The organism is Psychrobacter sp. M17(2026) (genome assembly GCF_055699815.1).
This window is the reverse complement of sequence record NZ_CM146741.1, coordinates 26,931-47,160: the sequence shown is the minus strand read 5'-3', so window position 1 is coordinate 47,160 and position 20,230 is coordinate 26,931. Positions and strand designations below refer to the sequence as shown.

17 protein-coding genes are annotated in these 20,230 nt (G+C 40.9%); 12 read left to right on the top strand and 5 right to left on the bottom strand.

Annotation, left to right across the window (positions count from 1 at the left end; all coding sequences use genetic code 11):
- The first annotated feature begins 100 nt into the window (after positions 1–100).
- The 3 genes from ACR63T_RS00165 to ACR63T_RS00155 all read left to right on the top strand — a co-directional run bounded on the left by ACR63T_RS00165 (position 101) and on the right by ACR63T_RS00155 (position 5,098).
- Positions 101–1,150 (top strand): YheT family hydrolase, encoded by a 1,050-nt coding sequence (locus ACR63T_RS00165; RefSeq protein ID WP_472784369.1) that lies wholly within the window; start codon positions 101–103, stop codon positions 1,148–1,150.
- A 53-nt stretch (positions 1,151–1,203) separates the two neighbouring features.
- A complete protein-coding gene (locus ACR63T_RS00160) occupies positions 1,204–1,746 on the top strand; it encodes an acyl-CoA thioesterase (protein ID WP_472784368.1) in 543 nt (180 codons plus the stop codon).
- A 163-nt stretch (positions 1,747–1,909) separates the two neighbouring features.
- A complete protein-coding gene (locus ACR63T_RS00155) occupies positions 1,910–5,098 on the top strand; it encodes an NACHT domain-containing protein (protein WP_472784367.1) in 3,189 nt (1,062 codons plus the stop codon).
- Here ACR63T_RS00155 and ACR63T_RS00150 read toward each other — a convergent pair.
- Entirely contained in the window at positions 5,090–6,304 is a 1,215-nt protein-coding gene (locus ACR63T_RS00150; protein WP_201574572.1) for an IS256 family transposase, read from the bottom strand. The two genes, ACR63T_RS00155 and ACR63T_RS00150, sit on opposite strands and share 9 nt — an antisense overlap.
- Between ACR63T_RS00150 and ACR63T_RS00145 the strand changes: the two genes are divergently transcribed.
- Positions 6,304–7,266, top strand: a complete 963-nt coding sequence (locus ACR63T_RS00145; RefSeq protein WP_472784366.1) for a hypothetical protein — start codon at positions 6,304–6,306, stop codon at positions 7,264–7,266. The genes ACR63T_RS00150 and ACR63T_RS00145 overlap by 1 nt on opposite strands.
- 101 nt (positions 7,267–7,367) lie before the next feature.
- Here the strand turns inward: ACR63T_RS00145 and ACR63T_RS00140 are convergent, their stop codons facing one another.
- A complete protein-coding gene (locus ACR63T_RS00140) occupies positions 7,368–8,318 on the bottom strand; it encodes an alpha/beta fold hydrolase (RefSeq protein ID WP_472784365.1) in 951 nt (316 codons plus the stop codon).
- 239 nt (positions 8,319–8,557) lie between these two features.
- Between ACR63T_RS00140 and ACR63T_RS00135 the strand changes: the two genes are divergently transcribed.
- The 8 genes from ACR63T_RS00135 (at position 8,558) to ACR63T_RS00100 (ending at position 16,206) form a co-directional block, all read left to right on the top strand.
- Positions 8,558–10,105 carry an MATE family efflux transporter gene (locus ACR63T_RS00135; protein ID WP_472784364.1) on the top strand — a complete coding sequence of 516 codons (1,548 nt, stop codon included), beginning with the start codon at positions 8,558–8,560 and terminating at the stop codon, positions 10,103–10,105.
- Between the two features lie 158 nt (positions 10,106–10,263).
- A complete protein-coding gene (locus tag ACR63T_RS00130) occupies positions 10,264–10,638 on the top strand; it encodes a DsrE family protein (protein WP_472784363.1) in 375 nt (124 codons plus the stop codon).
- A 193-nt stretch (positions 10,639–10,831) separates the two neighbouring features.
- Positions 10,832–11,086 (top strand): DUF2798 domain-containing protein, encoded by a 255-nt coding sequence (locus ACR63T_RS00125; RefSeq protein ID WP_201570755.1) that lies wholly within the window; start codon positions 10,832–10,834, stop codon positions 11,084–11,086.
- A gap of 93 nt (positions 11,087–11,179) precedes the next feature.
- Positions 11,180–12,229, top strand: coding sequence for a DUF2157 domain-containing protein (locus ACR63T_RS00120; protein ID WP_472784362.1), 1,050 nt, complete (start codon positions 11,180–11,182; stop codon positions 12,227–12,229).
- Positions 12,222–13,391 (top strand): DUF4401 domain-containing protein, encoded by a 1,170-nt coding sequence (locus tag ACR63T_RS00115; RefSeq protein ID WP_472784361.1) that lies wholly within the window; start codon positions 12,222–12,224, stop codon positions 13,389–13,391. Before ACR63T_RS00120 ends, ACR63T_RS00115 begins: the two co-directional genes overlap by 8 nt.
- Positions 13,388–14,038, top strand: a complete 651-nt coding sequence (locus ACR63T_RS00110) for a GDYXXLXY domain-containing protein (protein WP_472784360.1) — start codon at positions 13,388–13,390, stop codon at positions 14,036–14,038. Before ACR63T_RS00115 ends, ACR63T_RS00110 begins: the two co-directional genes overlap by 4 nt.
- Before the next feature lie 115 nt (positions 14,039–14,153).
- On the top strand, positions 14,154–15,131 hold the full coding sequence (locus ACR63T_RS00105) for a zinc-binding dehydrogenase (RefSeq protein ID WP_472784359.1): 978 nt from the start codon (positions 14,154–14,156) through the stop codon (positions 15,129–15,131).
- Positions 15,132–15,201: 70 nt separating this feature from the next.
- Positions 15,202–16,206, top strand: a complete 1,005-nt coding sequence (locus ACR63T_RS00100; RefSeq protein WP_472784358.1) for an oxidoreductase — start codon at positions 15,202–15,204, stop codon at positions 16,204–16,206.
- Between the two features lie 125 nt (positions 16,207–16,331).
- Here the strand turns inward: ACR63T_RS00100 and ACR63T_RS00095 are convergent, their stop codons facing one another.
- The 3 genes from ACR63T_RS00095 to guaA form a co-directional block, all read right to left on the bottom strand.
- Positions 16,332–17,249 carry a retron St85 family RNA-directed DNA polymerase gene (locus ACR63T_RS00095; protein ID WP_472784357.1) on the bottom strand — a complete coding sequence of 306 codons (918 nt, stop codon included), beginning with the start codon at positions 17,247–17,249 and terminating at the stop codon, positions 16,332–16,334.
- The gene (locus ACR63T_RS00090) at positions 17,239–18,180 is read right to left on the bottom strand and encodes a retron St85 family effector protein (RefSeq protein ID WP_472784356.1); all 942 of its coding nucleotides are present in this window, start codon (positions 18,178–18,180) and stop codon (positions 17,239–17,241) included. The genes ACR63T_RS00095 and ACR63T_RS00090 overlap by 11 nt, the downstream gene beginning before the upstream one ends.
- Before the next feature lie 304 nt (positions 18,181–18,484).
- Positions 18,485–20,092, bottom strand: coding sequence for a glutamine-hydrolyzing GMP synthase (gene guaA, locus ACR63T_RS00085; protein WP_472784355.1), 1,608 nt, complete (start codon positions 20,090–20,092; stop codon positions 18,485–18,487).
- Between the last annotated feature and the right edge of the window lie 138 nt (positions 20,093–20,230).

The following is a 20,230-nucleotide window of genomic DNA, read 5'->3' as shown; positions in this document are numbered from 1 at the left end:
AAAACGCTAATTATCAGCTAACAAAACTTTTTGTTTCACGGGAAACTTAATTTCACTCAGTAAGAAAATTTATTCTCTTCAACTATATTTGATACCACCTATGACACTTTTTAATTACCAAGAATTTAAGCCACCTTTTTGGCTAACCAACCCCCATTTGCAAAGTATCTTGCCGAAGTTTTTTGCCCCAAAGACGCCTGAATATCGACGTGTGGTCAAAAAAGACTCGCTCGGTGAAAGCGATATCGCTTATGACTTTTATGATGCGTGGCCGCCAAGCACTACGACAGATACCACAGTAGACACCTCGACTGACGCTAGTGATAAAATACCACTAATCGTCTTGTTTCATGGGATGGAAGGCAGCAGCGATAGCCATTATGCGCGCGCTCTAGCCTATCAAATGCACGCGCAGGGCTGGCACTTTGTAGTCGCCCATTTTCGCAGCTGTGGCGGTATTCCTGCCAGCGGTCGAGTGTTTTATAACGCAGGTGATACAAGCGAAGTACATCATACCCTACAGAATCTGTGCGCAACTTATGACAATATCTATGCCGTTGGCGTCTCATTGGGTGGCAATGCCTTGGCCAAATACATGGGTGAATATGGTGACAAAGTTTTATGCAAGGGTGCTGCCGTCATCTCAGCTCCCGTCGATATGTCTTCGGCCGCTCTTAGTATGCACAGCTTTTTGAGTCATCGAATTTATACCCCTTATCTGCTTAACCCTATTATCAAAAAAGCGCTAGCCAATGACATTACAGCAGAAGAGATCGACTCGATAAAAGCGGTCAATCGCATCAGTGACTTCGATGACATCTTTACCGCTCCGCGTCATGGCTACCGCTCTAATAATCACTACTATCAAGCCTCGTCAGCCCTACCCTATTTACTGAATGTGACTCGTCCATTATTACTCATCAGTGCCAAAGACGATCCGTTTATTGGCTTTACCGCCACGCCAAATGATGTCTCTGACCAAGTCACTATCATCGATACTGAGCACGGTGGTCATATCGGCTATTTGCGCTATCGCTCCGATAAAGACAAGTCACCGCATCTGTATAAAAAATCAAGATTTGATATCAATTGGATACCTGAAACGGTCAGTGCTTATTTTAATTATATTGGGGTTTCATCCCATAAATAATCATTGAGAGAATGCCATTCTGACCCTAATTTTTGAAATTTTGAGAGTGTTCTATGTATCCTTATCTACGCTATGCCAAGTCTATGGTTGATTCCTTTCGTGATAATAGAAAAACTGGTTTTATTAGTTTGGCAAACACTACTGAAGTAGACGTTCGCTGTAGCGTCACTGATCTCGATCCGATGCTTGAGATGAATAATGGGCGAGTATTGACGGTTTATGACATCGGACGTACGGACTTTATCATTCGTACTGGTCTTGGCAGAGCGCTATTGAAGCAACGTTGGGGTATGGTCGTCGCTGGCAGCACTATTCAGTACCGCAAACGCATTCGTTGGTTTGATAAAATCACGATAAAAACGCAACTGGTTGGCTTAGATGAAAAGTGGCTATATCTTGAGCATTCCATGTGGGTCAGAGGTAAGCCTTGCTCGTCGGTATTGCTAAGAAACGGTATCACTCAAGGCGGTAAGGTAATAGAAATCGCAAGAATGCTAGAGGCGTTAGGCGAGCCTGATTTAGTGATTCAGCCTGAGCCTTGGGTAAATGAATGGATAGAGGCGAATAAGGATCACCGTTGGCCGCCGATGGGTTGAGGCTATTTGGATTGAAAGAAGATACTGTAAACTATGGAGACGAAATATTTCTGTGGTTTTTCTATTAATTAAATATTGATGAGTTTTCTCATACTAAGTTATTTGCTAAGACACAAATGTTAATGATAGATTAAGGATAACTCATACCTATAGATAACAAAAAATGCAAAATTATATTCCCAGAAAGCTCGAATATGAATTCCGTAATGATGAAGGGAAACTCGAAACTATAACCGTAGAGGACTCACAACTATTAAATGTAGCTCAGTCTAAACCTGTTGTTATTCTTGCTGATGCAGGTATGGGTAAAACTGAATTAATGAAGGAGTTGGCTAAACCATCTCATATTAAAACGAAGTATTTAAGTGCATCAGACTTGGTTCAAAAGTCAGTCAAGAGGCTAAGTATTCAGCCTGATGAAACTCTCCTGATAGATGCATTTGACGAAATACCTTCAACCAAAGATAGTAGTGGCATTGATAGTGTCTTAAACAAGCTTGCTGAATTGGACTATCCAAAGTTTATATTAACTTGTCGAAGTATTGAATGGAATAGTAGTAATAAGAACGAAATTCAGAGTGACTATAAAGATATATTGACTGCGAACTTAACAAATCTATCCCGAGAAGATGCTCATCAGTTTCTACAATCGCGAGGTCTATCTTCAGAAAATGTCTCTCAGCTTATCACTCAATTAGAAGAAAACAGCTTATCTTCTTTTTACGAAAATCCAAGGAATTTAGCTTTATTAGCAGAAATTGATTTTTCATTTCATTCTGTACCCAAGACAAAAGCTAAATTATTTGAATTGTCAGCTGAAAAACTATGGCAAGAGATAAACCCAAAAGCGCAGAATACACTTGGACAGTTACACCAAGAACAAGTCATCGAGTGTGCAGGATTACTCTTTGCTATTTATCTACTAGCAGGAAAGCAGTTTATCTATAAAGGTATGACATCCACTACGCCTGATAGCGCAATAAATATTCATTCTTTAACTGACCTTATAAATATTGAAACACTAGAGTCAACCATACAGTCGCGACTATTTCAATCAGTAGAAGCTGACTTATTTAAGCCTTGGCATAGAAGTATTGCAGAATATTTAGGTGCTAAGTGGTTAGCGAAGAAGATGACTAGCCCTATAGTTAAACGTCATATTCTTTCCTACTTAATTGTAGATAATGGTGTTATTGCATCGCTAAGGGGTATCTTTGCTTGGTTACCTACTTTCAATCCTAACTTATCTGAAATAGTCATTAAAACTGACTCTTACGGGCTAATAGAGTATGGCGATACTAATTACTTCTCAGATACTGATAGTGTTTTACTATTTGACGCTTTGGAAAAGTTGACTATAGACAACCCTTGGTTTCGCAAAAATAATTACTGGAAAAAAACTAAAGCTGAAGGATTAGTTAGCCGCTCATTACTCAAGAAATATAAGAAATTATTAAGCAATAAAGATGCGAACTTTCATTTCTTAACAACCATACTTGAAGTATTACGAGATGCGAACTTTATTCCAGAGCTAACCGATGAGTTATTTGCAATCGCTTACGATGACGACTGGTATTACTCTGCTCGTTCTGACTCTCTGATGTTGCTCCATGCCAGTGGTTTAATTAATACCTCTGCTCATTTCACTCCCTTGATAGAAAAAGGCAGTCATTCGTCATTAAGGTTAATTTTTGAATATTGCATTAAACATGGCTATGGTTTGATTACAGATGAACAAATTATTACATTAATTATGAAATCTTATAGCTTTAAACTTTCTAACGCAAAACGTGGAGAAATTTTTGCACCTCGAAATGGTAGTGAATATTATTTTTCACAATATCCTATTGATAGAATTCCTACTTTTCTAAAGAATTTACGTAAAAAAGTTATTTCTTTAGCTATTGGTAGGTATGCTTTAAATCATGAAGCTGTAAAAGATATAAATCGCTTAATTATAAGGCTTATTCAACGATATATATCAGAGAGTAAGCAAAAAATAGATACCGTTATTTTCTACGAAAGTATCTCACTTTTTTATAAGTTTTACACCTCTGGGTCAGATGAAGAGACCTCTAGCTTTTTCATAGATTACTTCCAACGATACCCAGAGGAGAAACTAGAGATTCAGAAGTGCTATTTGGAACAGTCAAGCGAGCATTTTAGCTTCTATTTATTTAACCAAACTGTCTTGTACTCTCTAATTCCAACAAAGGAAAATGTGGAAAAATTACTAATATACATACAAGAGCAAAATGTGACCGAAGATAGCATTAGTAAATGGAAGCACCTTTTGAGTCTTTATTGTGGTAGGGGTATTATCTCTAATGAAATTTATCGACTTGCATTACCTTACGCACAACACAATAAACTCTTAGACTATTTGAACAGCAAAAAGAAGTTTTATCTTTCTGATTGGGAAATAAAAGATAAGCGCTCTAGCCGTCGTAAAGGAATAAATAAGAGGCTGAAATCTAAGAAAATTCAAAACAACTTATTACCATACAGAACTGAATTAGAGAGAGGCGACGCTAAATTTTGTAATTATCCAGCTCATATTTTACTGTATAAAGACTATGATATACCTGAAGATTTACAGGCAGTTGAAAAAGTTAAATATGTTTTCGGAGAGAATTTAACTGACTCTATACTAAGAGGGTTTGAAGCTAGCCTACATAACTCAGTTCCTACTATATCTGAACTAACAACCCAAAAAAGCTATCATATTGAGCCAGTTTTGATAGCTGGAATTTATTGTCGTCTCTTGAGAAACGAAACACTCAGTGATTTATCTGATAATACTATTATAGCCTGCGCTGTTATTCTAGATTATGACCGATACTTAGGTTTTACGTTTTACGATAATGAAAGTCCTAAGCTTTGCGAAACCATCAGACATGAAATAGTTATCAGAAGCTTAAAGAAGACAATTATTGATGAAATGTTTATTCCTCAGTTTCAGAACGATGGTGCGCTAATAAAGGGCTTGCATTGGGTCTACGGTATAGATGTAGATGAGCTTTCAATTAACACTATTGTGTATTTATTGAACACTTACTCTAAAATTCATCCTGAAGCAAAAAAACAATTTATCGATACGCTTATTAATAATGATAAATTGACTAATGTACGTGAGCTAATTGTTGCTAACGTAAAAGCAAAGTTTAATGATGAATATATTGAAGAATCTAGTAGATGGTTGTCATTATTAAGCATTATTGATGAGAAGGGCTTTCTATACTATCTACGATGTACCCCATATCCAAAGTCAATATTTTGGCAGCTAAAAGAAATTTATCATGACACACAATTGAGACCATCCCAGATTCTGTGTAACTGCCATTTAGATTAAATGCTTACTAATACGATCATCAAACATAATCATAAAGCGATTCAGAGCAGACGTCCAGTTACGAATAGGCATCGACCACTTTTTGGATGCCTGCTGGGTGGCTAAGTACACCACTTTAAACGCTGCCTGATCAGACGGGAACACCTTACGCTTATTCACCGCTGTCCGAATCACGCTGTTTAAAGACTCAATAGCATTGGTGGTATAGATGGCTTTTCTGATATCTTTCGGATACTCAAAGAACACCGTTAAGCCCTCCCAGTTATTACGCCAAGACTTAACCACATGCGGATACTTATCACCCCACACCTCATCAAAGTGCTCAAGATTGGCCTCTGCTATCTCAAGCGTATCAGCACCATAAATTGCCTTTAAATCAGCCGCTACGGCCTTCTTATCCGTCCACGGCACGAACTTCATCGAATAGCGCACCATATGAACAATGCAAAGCTGAACCTGAGCATTGGGATAAACCGTGTTAATGGCATCAGGGAAGCCCTTTAAACCATCGACACAAGCAATAAGAATGTCCTGAACGCCGCGGTTTTGTAGTTCAGTGAGAACACCAAGCCAGAACTTAGCGCCTTCATTCTCTGATAGCCACATGCCAAGCAGCTCTTTTCTACCATCAAGTCCCACTCCTAAGGCCAGATAGATCGCCTTGTTGATGATCTGCTTGTCTTGGCGTACCTTAACGACAATGCAGTCTAAATAGACGATAGGATAAACACTGCTCAGCGGCCGGTTCTGCCAAACGATAATGTCCTCTAATATGTTATCGGTGACTCTTGAGACAAGAGAGCTTGAGATGTCGACGTCATAGAGCTCTTTGATGCTCTCTACAATCTCGGTGGTGGTGTGACCTTTGGCGTAAAGGAAGATGATCTTGTTATCAAGGCCACTAATACGGGTTTGATGCTTACTGACGAGTACAGGCTCAAAGCTGCTATCACGGTCTCTTGGGGTGGATATCTCAAAATCGCCTGTGTCGCTACGGATGGTCTTTTTAGTGTGCCCATTACGCTTATTAGGCTTGTCTGCTTTCTCATGCTTGGGGTAGCCGAGATGGTCTTCCATCTCAGCTTCAAGAGCAGTGTCGATAAAGGATTGCATGAGCTGCTTCTGAAAGTCTTTGATGTCATCAAAGCTATTCATGCTACCAGCCATTTGCTCGGCCAGTTTTTTAATGTCAGATTGGTTAGTCATTGCTTATTCTCCTGTTAGTGGATTATAAGCAGTTACACAAAGTTTGGGAAAGGCTCACACAATTAACTAAAAACCCTAAAATGATGAGTCTGATATTAACATCTTGGGTTGCGTATCGCTTTAGTTATCCATTTCCTAAAACTGATATGCCTACTGGTGGCTTCTCGGGAAGTCGACACCCTTACGATGCCAGTAACTTTATTACTTTTTGTCTAACAGAGGTTAGCAATATCACTACCTTTGAGGCTCAAGCAGAACTTAGAAAACTTAGAAACTGTGTTCATTCAAGTTATACGATATTCATTACCAACCTGCTTGCAGAACAAGCTAATAATATTAGGGATGCTAATTATCAAGCGCCAAGGTTAGATGACTTGTTAAATACTTTCCAAAATAAAGCACCTAAGAATTGCAAAGACTTGAAAGTCTTAATTTTAGAACTGCTTGATGAGACTCAAAAAAAGGTTAAGTCCAGTGAACTCGATAGCTATAAGATGTTCTACGAAGATGGGAAAAGTAAAAATCCGAAAAAGCCTCATGGCGAGAACTATTGTAGGGATAGATTAGCTGATTTATTAAAACCTTATATTGAACCATACCAGTTTAGGTTAGATACTGAAAAAGATATGCCAGATGATAAACGTGCTGATTTGGTTTGTAATAGTAGTGAGGTGCAGTTACCTATAGAAGTTAAAGGGCAATGGCATCCTGATTTATGGACAGCTATGAATGACCAGCTTGGCGACTTGTATCTCAAAGAGTATCAGTCTCAAGGACAAGGTATCTACCTAGTTTTCTATTTTGGTAAAGATTTGATTAAAAGCAAAAAACTCAAGAATAACAAAGGCTACAAACCTCAAAGTGCTAACAAACTCCAAGAGTTTTTAACCGCTTGTATTAAAGAGAAATATAAAGAAGGCATTGATGTATTCGTAATGGATTTATCGATTGGAGCAACTTAACTACAAATCCGTAGTCAACTATCTTAACTACACATCTGTAGTCAAAAAAAGAAACACTAAACTACCTGATGTTTCTTTTTTTAATTTAAAGCAAATTTAAATTACTCCGCCCCTAACCCCGCCCGAAACTTTTTATAATCATTCGCCGTCTGCTTTACCGCCTCTATCATCGGTACATGACCGACCTCTTCCATCATAATGACTTGCGCTTGCGGGATAATCTCTTTTATCAAGATAGCCGTTTCAGGTTTAATCACCCGATCTTCTTCACCCCACACCACTAGTGTTGGAATATCATACTCAGCGATCACTTTGGCGCGCTCCTCTACATTGTCCTCAGTAATTTGCTTTAAAATTTTGGCATCTAGCTCTTTATTAGCGATTCTCTCTTGTGCAAACACCGCTTTTACTGACTTTGGTATATAAGGCGGCTTATACATAACAAAATCATATAAGCTATAAATATCTTCTGTCTTATTAATCAGTAGCGGATTATTCTCAAGCGTCGCACCCTCAAGCGATTTTGGAATACCTGATGACCAAAACCCTGCGCTATCTATCAGCCATAAGCTTTTGACATCCTGTGGGTACTTGGCGGCATAGGCCACACTGATCGCGCCGCCCATTGAGTTACCAGCGATATGAATGTTAGAAGCGACACCTTTGGCTTGCAATAGCTCATGCAAACGCTCAGCTTGAGCATCAGCGCGATAATCGGCCGCCATTGGCTTGCTAGAGTCACCAAAACCGAGTAAATCAGGAGTGATGAGATGATAGCTATCTAGTTGATTAGCAATGCGGGTAAAGTTATCTTTATTGCCGCCAAAGCCATGAATCAGTAGTAAAGGCTCGCCAGTCACATTAGCATTCTCAGCATAAGTTAGCCTATCGCCTGAGGCTAAAGTAAATGTCTTTATATCAAGATCTGATTTATTACGTTCGTACTGCACGAGCTTTTGAGTGGTACTAATGGCGAGGGTATTAGGCGCAGTGGTACAGCCTACCACTGACATACTAAAGATAGTGGCAAGAGCTAAGCGTTTTAATGGCATTGAAAATCTTCCTACAAATGAATTTTAATTACAATCTTAAAGGTAAATTCCTGCTTAGACTTTTTAATTTATAACTTTGTAGTCAAAATATTATTCCTCTGCGTTAACAAACAACACTACCGCTTAACTGATTACCTTTCTAATCAAGATAGAATGAATGGTGTCATTTATAATAAGCGTTTTTATCGTAAAATGAAAAGCCAACCGAAAACAACTGGAATGGCGCAAAAGGATGCACCTTGAGCGATACTAGTACTTCTGCTGATAAATCACGTGACCTCACCGAAGGGTCGATTGCCAAAACCATGTTGCTGTTCGCCTTGCCAACCCTTGGCTCCTCGGCACTACAGTCTTTGAACGGCTCGATTAATGCCGTTTGGGTAGGTCGGTTTTTGGGTGAAGAAGCGCTTGCTGCGACAGCGAACGGTAATATCTTGATGTTTATTATGATCTCATTCGTGTTTGGTTTTGGGATGGCGGCGACTATTTTTATTGGTCAGGCTATGGGGGAACGCGACAATGTCAAAGTCAAGCGCACTATGGGAACGGCGCTAGGGAGCATTATTCCGATAAGTATCTTATTGTCGGCGATAGGCTGGCTATTTGCACCGACGCTACTTGATCTGCTCGGAACGCCGCCAAGTGCGTTTGAGCTCGCTCTGACTTATCTGCGCATGATTTTTATTGCGATGCCCGTGACTTTGACCTTTACGCTGATGATGATGGCACTGCGTGGGACGGGCGATTCCACCACGCCGCTATGGTTTATCGCTATGTCAGTGGTGATTGATCTGATTTTGACCCCGACGCTTATTTTAGGTTTAGGGCCTTTCCCTGAGTGGGGCATATTTGGTTCAGCCTTTGCTACTGCTGTTGCTAATACGCTAGCGCTAGTCGGTATGGTGGTCACCATGTACTGGAGGGGTTCGGCACTAACGCTCAGTATGCCAGAGCTAAAATTTTTGAAGGTAGACCTCAGTATTTTGAAGTCTATGTTCTCAAAAGGCCTGCCGATGGGTTTGCAGATGATTGTCATCTCAACCGCCGCGCTGACTATGCTCTCGCTGATCAACCGCGAGGGTGTACAGACGACCGCCGCTTATAGCGCCACCCAGCAGCTTTGGACTTACGTGCAGATGCCAGCTATGGCACTCAGTGCTGCTGCCAGTGCCATGGTCGCACAAAACATCGGTGCCAATCAATGGAGTCGCGTGGCTGGGATTACCCGCTGGGGACTTATCTTTAATGTGATATTGACAGGTACTATGATTGGCGTGCTGACCCTCTTTGATAAAACTATTTTGGGCTTTTTTCTAGGTAGCGATAGCGCAGCGGTACCGATCGGTCGACATATTCAAATCATGGCGACTTGGGGCTTTCTCTTTTTTGGCATAGCGCAAGTGTTTTTTGGCACTATGCGAGCCAATGGCTATGTTATCTGGCCACTGATGGTCATGGTGGTGTCGATGTATCCTGTGCGCCTTGGCTTTGCTTTTGGTATGTATCCTATACTTGGCACCGATGCGCTTTGGTTATCGTTTCCAGCAGGTATGGTAGCGACTGCAGTAATGGGAGGAGCATTATATCTGCACGGTGGCTGGCGCAAAGGTAAAAATCTGTCCAAAGAGGAGGCCGCGCAAGGGTGCGAAGGCTATCGCACGCAGATGGGCACTTCGGCATCGTGTCGTGATCTGGCACCAACTACCTCGTGGAAGCATTTACCTTTACGCCATGTGGTGAACTTGCATCGACGCCTGCGCGAGCATGATTCGACAGCAAAAGAATGATAGATGCTATAGGTACATATGCAATCGAGTAGTATTGTGACTGTAAGCAAAGAACACTTATTAATAACAATACATTATATAAAAAAACATAGTATGTGCTATGATTTCATTACTTAGCATTTAACTATAATAGTAACTAACTATAAAGGAAGAATTATATGGCTACTGCAACCGATTATGTCAGCACCCTGTTCGATGACAAGAGCAATCCGAATAAAATTACTTTAGCCTTTACCATGGCAGGTATAGCCCTAAAACAAGGTCATACGGCGACTGTTATCTTAATGGTGGATGCGGTGCATTTAGCACTACCTAACGCCTTAGATAATATCGATATTGGCGCTCCGTTTGAGCCTGCTGGCAAGTTACTAGAAGCCTTTATTGAGCAAGGCGGCAACGTACTGGTCTGTGGTGCCTGTATGCAGCACAATGGCGTTGAAGAATCAGCGATTGATAAGCGTTTCGAGGTTATCAGTGGTGATGATGTAGTCAAGCTATTGATGAGTGCTAAAGGCTCGTTACAGCTTACTTAATAGCTGACTCTAGTATAAAAATACCTTCACAGCTCACTCAATAGAAAGTCAGCCGCCGCTACCTAGATAGCGGCGGTATCAATTCATCTTACAAAGTTTAAGGCCAATCAGTGTGGTAGTGAGTATAATATGCAATCAAAATTATATAAAAATAATAACTGTTATCTACTAAAGTTCTAAACTGAGCACTATTATGGCAAATCTTCCTACCCTCAGAATACGTACCCGTCGCAAATATTATCGGCTTATCTTTACGGGGATTATGGCATTGATGATGTCGCTTATTATCTCAGCAGCGCTTATCACAGTTAAAACAGGCATTCATGATGGGTTCTTTATGACGCTACTACACTCGTGGGGGTTGGCGTTTGTGTTTGCATGGCCGAGCGCTTATTTTTGTGCTTATGTGGTGCAAGAGCATATCTTGAGTCGTATTGAGTTTTATTAAAACCTCGCTCATCTATTACGAAGCTTTCATTATACCCCTACCTCCCAAAAACCGCTAAGATAGGCTAAATACTCTTTTAATATAGAGAACGCTATGAGTCAATCGCGGCGGACTATCGAGCAGCTGCTCAAACAAGGCCAATTGCCTTTATCGAATGCTGAGGCAGCAGCCACCCATTTGCAAGTTTATCCCAGCGCGTCTACTTGGCGCAGCTTCTTTGATAAAGCCGCGTTGATTATCGGTGTGATTGCACTGAGCTTAGCGCTAGTGTTTTTCATTGCTTATAATTGGCAGGACTTGGGCAAGATGGGCAAGTTCGCTTTGGTTGAAGGCGCATTAGCCATGACTATTGCGCTGTACGTGGCGCTCTCTTTTCGTAAGCGCTATACCCTTATTCGTCAGCTACTTTTACTTGTCGCAAGCATCATTACAGGTAGCTTGCTCGCGTTATTTGGGCAGGTGTATCAGACGGGGGCTGATACTTGGCAGCTTTTCTTTGCTTGGGCCGTATTCATATTACCTTGGGTATTTATCGCCCGCTTCCCTGCGCTGTGGCTATTGTGGTTAGGTTTAATTAACGCCTTAACCTTGCTCTATATTGATACCTCAATTTTTACTAGCTTAGACTATTATTATCAAGACTTTTGGCGGTTTACTCTAATAGCTGTCGTTAACTTTGCAGCCTTGTCTTTATGGCTATTTTGCTTTGAAAATACACGTCTAAAACATCAAAACACAAGCTTACATTGGAGTACTTATACGGTCGCGTTATTAAGCGCTTACAACGTCTCTTCTTTGACAATATCGACCGTTTTCGGTAATAACAGCCTTCTATTACTTTTCATTGCAGCCTCACTGTGGCTTAGCTGGTGCGGGTTTATATATTGGCGCTTTAAAAGACAGCAATTCGATTTACTGATGCTCACCTATTTATGTGGCTCTATCATTGCTGTGGTTATGTGTTGGGCCATTGAGCTAAAGCCCAGCAGTATGGATGCTAGTGGATTTTTAATATTAGCTGTCTTGTTGATTAGCATGAGCTCATATGCAGTCACTTGGCTACGCAAGGTGGCGCGCGCCAACTATCAGAGCAATGAGAACAATACGTCATATACGGTAGTCAAAGGGGGCGATCATGAGTAATGATACGCGCAATTCAGCCTTTTTAGAGCTACAACAGCAAGGCTTAATCGATGCTAATCTGGGCACTGATCGAGCGGGTGATAATAACCTCCAACATGACCCGAAATCAGATACGCCTTGGTTTATAAAAGTACTATTTGGCTTTAGTGGTGTCTTTGCCAGCTTATTATTGATTGGATTTTTGTCTCTACTATTATTCGAGACCAAGGCCTTTGATAGCCTGCCTGCTTTACTCGTCATCGGGCTGTCATTGAGCGCTGTCGGTTTTGTAATTTTTAAAAGTCAGCACACTCGCCATAATGCATTTATGAGTAGCTTAGCCTTCGCTATCAGCATAGCGGGCCAATCCTACGTGGCTTTTGCTTTATTAGCTAATGAGTTACCAGAGCCTTTAGATATTTGGCTGTTTTTGCTTATTCAGCTGGCTATGACGCTGATCATGCCAAACTTCGTCTATCGTTTATTGAGCGCAGTCATCACTTTGAGCGCTGTGGTTTATCTACTTAATTACTATTACATAGCAGAAATCAGTTTAGGGCTATTGGCATTTATCGCTATAGTCAGCAACTTACAACGCTATTCATTCGCTCAACATATACCTATCAAATGGCATGCTGCTACCTTTGAAATTATCAATGCGGTCGCTTATGCCAGCGCACTCATGTTACTTGCTGTCTCGGTGTATTTTATCGCGGCTGAATATGGTAATGTCTTTATTCGCAATGACGAGGCTTTTGGCTACAATTACTACTTAGCTCAAACTCTCCTGACACTCGCCAGCTTATACGCCGCCTACCTTATATTGCGTCGCTATCAAGTCAAACTGCTTTCAACACTAGGGATAATATCGATCGTTGCTATCCTTATTTTGGGCACACTATCGATCTATGTGTCAGGTCTATTAGCCACTAGCTTAGTCGTTATAATCGCAATGGCCAATAGCCAACGAGTGCTACTGGGTGTCGCTATCATCGCCTTAGTCAGCTATATATTCTGGTATTACTATCAGCTCGACACCACATTAATCACCAAATCTATTTCCATGTTCGTTATCGGTGTTGCAATACTGCTGATGCGCTGGCTGTTGATTAGATTTTATCCTGCCCGTAGTGTAACGACAGCAAATATAAGTGATATTAGTCATGAGGAGCGCCCGCTATGAGCGATATAAACGCTAGTGTATTGGCTCGGAATCCTCTACCCAACCCAAAACCATGGTGGCAAAAACGCGCGTTCAAAATCGGTATTGCGCTACTAGGCTTGCTCTTAGTCATTGCGATAATGACTATCAATGTTGCTAAATATGAGACGCATTTGGCAAACGGTGATACCGTATTACTAGAGCTGGCTCCAGTCGATCCGCGTGGCTTTATGCAGGGCGATTATATGACCTTAAGCTATGCTATAGCAGATGACATACTGACTGCATCTGAGCAACGCCGTAATGAGGTTGAATCGAGCAACGGCTATGCCATTATCCAATTAGATAAAAACAACGTTGGGCAGTTTGTGCGTTTAGCAGATAGTAACAATCGTAATAATTTGGCGACTAATGAGCTGCCCATCTATTATCGTATTCGCCGCAATCAGGTCAAACTCGCTACCAATGCTTTCTTTTTTCAAGAGGGTCACGCGGAGGCGTTTGAGGGCGCTGAATATGGTTTATTTCGAGTGAATGATAAAGGCGAGCCATTACTTACGGATATGGTCAATGGCGAATTTTCGGTTATTGAAGGTGTAAGTATTCAGGACGAAAACATTGTAGACGAGAGCGCTGAAAATACAGGTCGCCAAGGTACTGGTATGTAAAATTAGCAACGCTCATTAACCAAATTAATATTGCGCTAAATGCATGTGACTTGTTACTGTTGCTCACGACTTAAAGTAAACATTTAAAATAAATCAATAAATTAAGGAAATTACCATGCGTAGCGCAACTTATGATCATTTTGGCAAACCTACCGAAGTACTATCTATAGGCGATCGCCCAATTCCTGAGCCCAAAGCCAATGAGGTACGAGTCAAAACTGTCCTTGCCTCTATCCATAATCATGACCTTTTGACCATTCGTGGCAAATATGGCTTCAAGCCTGAAATGCCTGCTATTGGTGGTTCTGAAGCGGTCGGTATCATTGATGCAGTCGGTGATGAAGTCAAAGACCTAAAAGTCGGTCAACGTGTGGCAGCTGCTAGTGTACAAGCCACTTGGGCAGAGTATTTTGTCGCGTCAGAAGATATGGTATTCCCTGTACCCGATAGCTTGGATAATGAGATGGCGGCGCAATTGGTCGCGATGCCGCTGAGCGCCTTAATGCTACTTGAGTTCTTAGAAGTCGAGAGCGGTCAATGGGTCATCCATAATGCTGCTAATGGCGCAGTCGGTAAGTCCTTAGCAATGCTAGCCGCAGCTCGCGGTGTAAAAACCATCAATGTGGTACGCAGTAAGGAAGCCATTGGAGAGTTAGAAGCTATCGATGTCAAAAACAATATCAATACCGAAGATGAGGATTGGAAAGAGCAAGTAAAAGCTATCATTGGTGAAAACAAGATTAGCGCAGCGGTCGATTCAGTCGGTGGTGAAGACAGCGGTGCGCTCCTTTCACTACTCGGTCATGGTGGCGTGTTTGCGGTATTTGGTGCAATGTCTGGTAAGGCAATGGTACTCAATCCCACGGATATTATCTTTAAGCAAGCGACGTTAAAAGGCTTTTGGGGTAGTAAGCTTAGTCAAGAGATGAGCGTTGAGAACAAGCAGCGTTTGGTCGATGAGCTGATTGATCGCGCGGTCAATGGTCAATTAAAACTACCTGTCGAGGCGACTTTCGACCTAGCCGATATATCAAAAGCAGTCGATGGAAAAACTCAGTCTGAGAAGACAGGTAAAGTGCTATTAAAGCCTTAAGTTATTATTTTGCACGCTTCTCTACATTCATGAATAAAGACGTACCAAAAAACTAAGTAGGAATAGCCTTATGTCTAACAATACAACGTTTAAAGCCTTAGTCGTCCGCGAGGTCAGCGATGGTGAATTCAATAAAAGCATTCAAGAGCGCAATATCAGCGACTTGCCAGAGAACGACTTGCTCATCGAAGTGCATTATTCATCATTAAATTTCAAAGATGCGATGTCAGCCTCAGGCAATAAAAGAATCACCAGAAACTATCCGCATACCCCTGGTATCGATGCCGCTGGTATCGTGGTCAGCGATAAGTCTGGCACATTTAAAGCAGGGCAAGAGGTCGTGGTATTCGGCTATGATCTCGGTATGGATACGGATGGCGGTCTAGGTCAGATGATTTCTATCCCTGCCGATTGGGCAGTCGAATGTCCATCTTCCTTAACACTAAAAGAAGCGATGATTTATGGTACTGGCGGCTTAACGGCAGCGTTGAGTATTCAAAAGTTAGAAAAAATGGGCGCAAAACCTGAACATGGTCCAGTAGCAGTCACTGGTGCCACAGGCGGTGTCGGTAGTATCAGTATCGCGATCTTAAGTCAGCTCGGGTATGAGGTAATCGCCTTCTCTGGTAAACCTGAGCAAAGCGATTATCTCAAAGAGCTTGGTGCAAGTGAAGTCCGTCATCGCGATACCATCAATGAAGTCGGCAAAAAACCTGCCGGTCGCGAGCTATGGGCAAACGCCATTGATACGATTGGTGGTGATTATCTAGCCAATTTACTCAAACAAACCAAAGCGGGCGGCGCGGTGACCTCTTGTGGTCTAGCGAGTGGCGCTGATTTTTCGATGTCAGTGATACCTTTTATCACTCGCGCGGTTTCCCTACTCGGTATCGATTCGGTCTATATTCCACTCACGGATAAAAAAGCTATTTGGGAGCGTGTTTCAACCGATATGAAACTGCCTAATCTTGAAAGCTATGGCGAAGAGATTACGCTAGAGCAAACGCCTGAGTACTTAGATCGCTTTATGGCGAGCAAAACCGTTGGGCGTTATGTGGTGAATGTGCGGGGTTAAGTTTTCGGTTTAGAAGATAATTTTTAGATGATGGCAGTGCTCCTTTTGGGGTGCTGCCATTACTTTAGACTAATAAAATAGACTATAATTTTAGTAAAGTGTGTATGGATATAATAAGGTAAAAATTAAGGATATTGTAGAATTTCAACTATTCTACTTGCTCCATATTTATCACATAATCTATTAATAAACTCAGGTTCTACAGACTTGCAGTACGACAAATATCCTGAAAGAGAGCGCTTTTCTTCCAAAGATAAACTTGTCCATTTGTATACCTTACTTTTAGTCTCTCTTTTTTTACCGTGTCCAATAGATATTTTTCTATCGTTCGTTATTGTCAATCCTGTGACGCTCATATTACGTTTTCTTGATGAATGTACAGTCTTCTCAAAATTCAGCCACAGTAATTTTGGACACTTTATACTTCTAACGACTTTTTTTACTTCTGAAGGTAGTTTAAACAATATATTATCTTCATTAGTTGAAAAGAACATATCATCAGCGTACCTAGTGTAAACAATGTTTTTCGTACGACATAAAGTTTCAAGCTTAACATCTAGTTCATAACATATAATATTTGTTATTGTTGGAGAGGTCGTAGAACCAATCGTTAAAGTCTTATTAAAACACACTAGATCACATAGCACATTGGTATCTTTTTCACCCCATTCAGAATATATCTTAGGGAAATTTTCATTAACATAATTTTGAATATCTGTTTTTTTTATAGATTCAAAAAAATTCTTAAAGTCCATTCTTAATAAGTATTTATTATTTTTATGAGGCTGAACATTATTAAGTATGCTACACCCAGTATAGTAAGCTTTAGCACAATTATGAACTGGAAAATTACTCAAAATATCGTTATGAAGTGCTCTTTGAATTGCTTTTAGCTCACCTGCAGGATGATATATTCTTCTAGTACCTTTACCATTTTTTTTATTAATATGATAAGACTTATATCTCCGCGATGCAGTTTTTGCAACAGTTTCAATATAGTTTTGTTCGAGTAAGAGGTTTTTAGAGAGGTATTCAACTAGCATCTAATACTACCCTTTCTAATACAGCTTTATATTCAGGAATTAACAGCAATTTTGAAAGGTTTTTAGCTCTGGCTTGTTGAATACTATGTAATAGTTTCTGAGGTTCATCAGTTCTAAATAATTTCTCATAGTCTAAACAAGTAAAGAAAGTTTCATCATTTATCTTGTGCTTAGTAAAAATATTTAGCGCAACTCCAACTGAAAGCATGAATGAAATTAGTTTCTTATCATCCAACGATATGATTTTTCTTGCCAAGTCAGAAACCTCTAAACTACTGATCGGTCCAAAAGAGGATACCAGATATAGTACAAAAAAAAGGAGTACTTTTTTTGAATATATATACTTTCCGTGTTTATCCTCATTCACTAATGAGGAAACACGGTTCTTTGACATTCTTTTCTCAAGCTCTGGCATACAGGTCAATATTGTTGAAAAATCAGTGTATATTGATGGCTTGTACCTTGAGTCTGCATCTACCCATCGAATAGGTCCAGTATTAATAAAAGATTCATCATAATTATATTTCTCATCTAAAATAGGTAATAATTTTTTCCGTAAAACCGGACTTATTGAGAAAGCGCCCAATTCAGCAACAGTACCGAAGCTCTCAACTAGAATAATTACTATGTCAGAAAAATCAGCTAACCATTCTTCTAAAGCTAGAGCGTTCGTGTCTTTGACAGACCTATCTGCTTTAAAATGTTCACTAATAATTTCCCAAGCATTTTCAGCTCTGAATGTAAGATATGCTGGTAAATGACTTTCGATATAATTTTCCAGTTTACTTCTATTGGGATGATATTTTTCATCGCCACCGCAAATAAAAACAATTTTAGGTAAATAACTATGTAGAAGAGTAAGCTTCCATGAAGAAAAGTTAGAAACAAATCTATCTTTTGTAGAGAGGTATTTCGGATTTTTGTACCACATCAAATTAGTGCCCTTACAAATAGGAGGCGTACACAAGAATTTGATTGTATCCACTGAGACAATTGAATTCTTGTGTCAAGAATGTCTAACAATGCTAATCGGGTCGGCTATACACCAACCGCATGAAATTCCCTGAGGAACTTCAAACTAAGGGCAAGTTGATGTTACTTTATATTCAAAAATTTTGCAAAAACTATTATTAGCTTTAATTCTTTACCAAATCTAAAAGTATTGTAAAATTTCTACAAAAAAAACACCCAACCAAGTTGAGTGTTTTTTATGTCAGCTAAAGATTAAGTAGAGATTATTCCCACTCAATAGTCGCAGGTGGCTTGCTCGACACATCATAAGTCACCCGTGATACTTCAGCGATTTCATTCATAATACGGTTTGATACCGTCTCGATCAAATCATAAGGCAGATGAGCAAAGCGCGCAGTCATAAAGTCTACTGTCTCAACGGCACGTAGCGCAATCACCCACGCATAGCGGCGACCATCACCGACCACGCCGACGGACTTGATCGGTTGGAATACCGCAAACGCTTGCGCAGTCTTCTCATACCAACCTGAACGCTCTAACTCTTCCATAAAGATGGCATCAGCAGAGCGCAAGATATCGGCAAATTCTTTGGTCACTTCACCTAAGATACGCACGCCCAAACCTGGTCCTGGGAACGGATGGCGATTTATCATCTTCGCAGGTAGACCTAAGGTAAGACCTAATTTACGCACTTCATCTTTGAACAAATCACGTAACGGCTCAACCAATTCAAACGCCAAATCATCTGGCAGACCGCCAACATTATGATGGCTCTTAATCACATGGGCTTTACCTTGATGCGACTTGGCGGATTCGATCACGTCTGGATAAATCGTGCCTTGCGCTAAAAATTCTATGACTTTGCCGTCGCTTTGCTCACTAACTTTACGGGCGCTATTAGCAAACACATCGATAAAGGTTTTACCGATGATTTTGCGCTTGGCTTCAGGATCAGACTCGCCCGCTAAAGCGTTTAAGAATAGATCCTCAGCATCGACACGAATGACTTTGACGCCCATGTTTTCGGCGAATACTTGCATGACTTGATCGCCTTCATGCAAACGCAGCAGACCCGTATCAACAAACACGCAAGTGAGCTGATCGCCAATGGCTTTATGCAATAATGCGGCAACGACTGAGCTATCGACGCCACCTGACAGACCTAATAATACTTGCTTATCACCGATTTGCTTTTTGAGTTGCGCGATACGCATATCGATGATGTTGTCGGACGTCCAGCTACCCGCGCAGCCACAAATATCATGGACAAATCGACCTATCAGTGCCTCACCTTGCGCGGTATGGGTCACTTCAGGATGGAACTGTAAACCATAATAATGACGGCTATCATCCGCCATAATCGCAATCGGACAGCTCGGTGTACTAGCGACAATATCAAAACCTTCTGGCGCTTCAATGACTTTATCGCCATGACTCATCCACACATTGAGCTTACCAGCGGCGTCTTCGATACCGTTTATAAGGGTGGATTTGCCATCGATATTGATAGTTGCAGCACCAAATTCATGGACATCACTGGCGTGAACTTGCCCACCGAAGCGCTCCGCCATCGCTTGCATACCATAGCAAATGCCTAATACGGGTACGCCTAACTCAAATACGGCATCGTTGATACGCGGACTATTCTCAGCATGCACGCTCTCAGGGCCACCCGATAGAATGACGCCTTTTGCGCCAAAATCGATGATGCGCTGGGTGTCGATATCAAACGGGAACATCTCACAGAATACGCCAGAATCGCGGACACGACGGGCGATAAGCTGGCTATATTGCGAGCCAAAATCGAGAATTAAGATGCGATCTTCTTTGATAGCGGGAACATTAGTATTCGAAGGGGCAGCGGTTGTCATAAAAGGATGTCCATCAATAGATAAAATTGGTGGCCTATTTTAACAAGATTTAAGAGAATAATGGCGATTGGTGTGCTGATTAATCATGACTATTTTATTTATTACTTAAATAAGCGCTTTTATTAGTCATATTACCGC

Bases quoted from the DNA above. Each gene is read 5' to 3' on its own strand.
- ACR63T_RS00165 (WP_472784369.1), top strand. From the start codon at position 101: ATGACACTTTTTAATTACCAAGAATTTAAGCCACCTTTTTGGCTAACC.
- ACR63T_RS00160 (WP_472784368.1), top strand. From the start codon at position 1,204: ATGTATCCTTATCTACGCTATGCCAAGTCTATGGTTGATTCCTTTCGT.
- ACR63T_RS00155 (WP_472784367.1), top strand. From the start codon at position 1,910: ATGCAAAATTATATTCCCAGAAAGCTCGAATATGAATTCCGTAATGAT.
- ACR63T_RS00150 (WP_201574572.1), bottom strand. From the start codon at position 6,304: ATGACTAACCAATCTGACATTAAAAAACTGGCCGAGCAAATGGCTGGT.
- ACR63T_RS00140 (WP_472784365.1), bottom strand. From the start codon at position 8,318: ATGCCATTAAAACGCTTAGCTCTTGCCACTATCTTTAGTATGTCAGTG.
- ACR63T_RS00130 (WP_472784363.1), top strand. From the start codon at position 10,264: ATGGCTACTGCAACCGATTATGTCAGCACCCTGTTCGATGACAAGAGC.
- ACR63T_RS00125 (WP_201570755.1), top strand. From the start codon at position 10,832: ATGGCAAATCTTCCTACCCTCAGAATACGTACCCGTCGCAAATATTAT.
- ACR63T_RS00120 (WP_472784362.1), top strand. From the start codon at position 11,180: ATGAGTCAATCGCGGCGGACTATCGAGCAGCTGCTCAAACAAGGCCAA.
- ACR63T_RS00115 (WP_472784361.1), top strand. From the start codon at position 12,222: ATGAGTAATGATACGCGCAATTCAGCCTTTTTAGAGCTACAACAGCAA.
- ACR63T_RS00110 (WP_472784360.1), top strand. From the start codon at position 13,388: ATGAGCGATATAAACGCTAGTGTATTGGCTCGGAATCCTCTACCCAAC.
- ACR63T_RS00105 (WP_472784359.1), top strand. From the start codon at position 14,154: ATGCGTAGCGCAACTTATGATCATTTTGGCAAACCTACCGAAGTACTA.
- ACR63T_RS00100 (WP_472784358.1), top strand. From the start codon at position 15,202: ATGTCTAACAATACAACGTTTAAAGCCTTAGTCGTCCGCGAGGTCAGC.
- ACR63T_RS00095 (WP_472784357.1), bottom strand. From the start codon at position 17,249: ATGCTAGTTGAATACCTCTCTAAAAACCTCTTACTCGAACAAAACTAT.
- ACR63T_RS00090 (WP_472784356.1), bottom strand. From the start codon at position 18,180: ATGTGGTACAAAAATCCGAAATACCTCTCTACAAAAGATAGATTTGTT.
- guaA (WP_472784355.1), bottom strand. From the start codon at position 20,092: ATGACAACCGCTGCCCCTTCGAATACTAATGTTCCCGCTATCAAAGAA.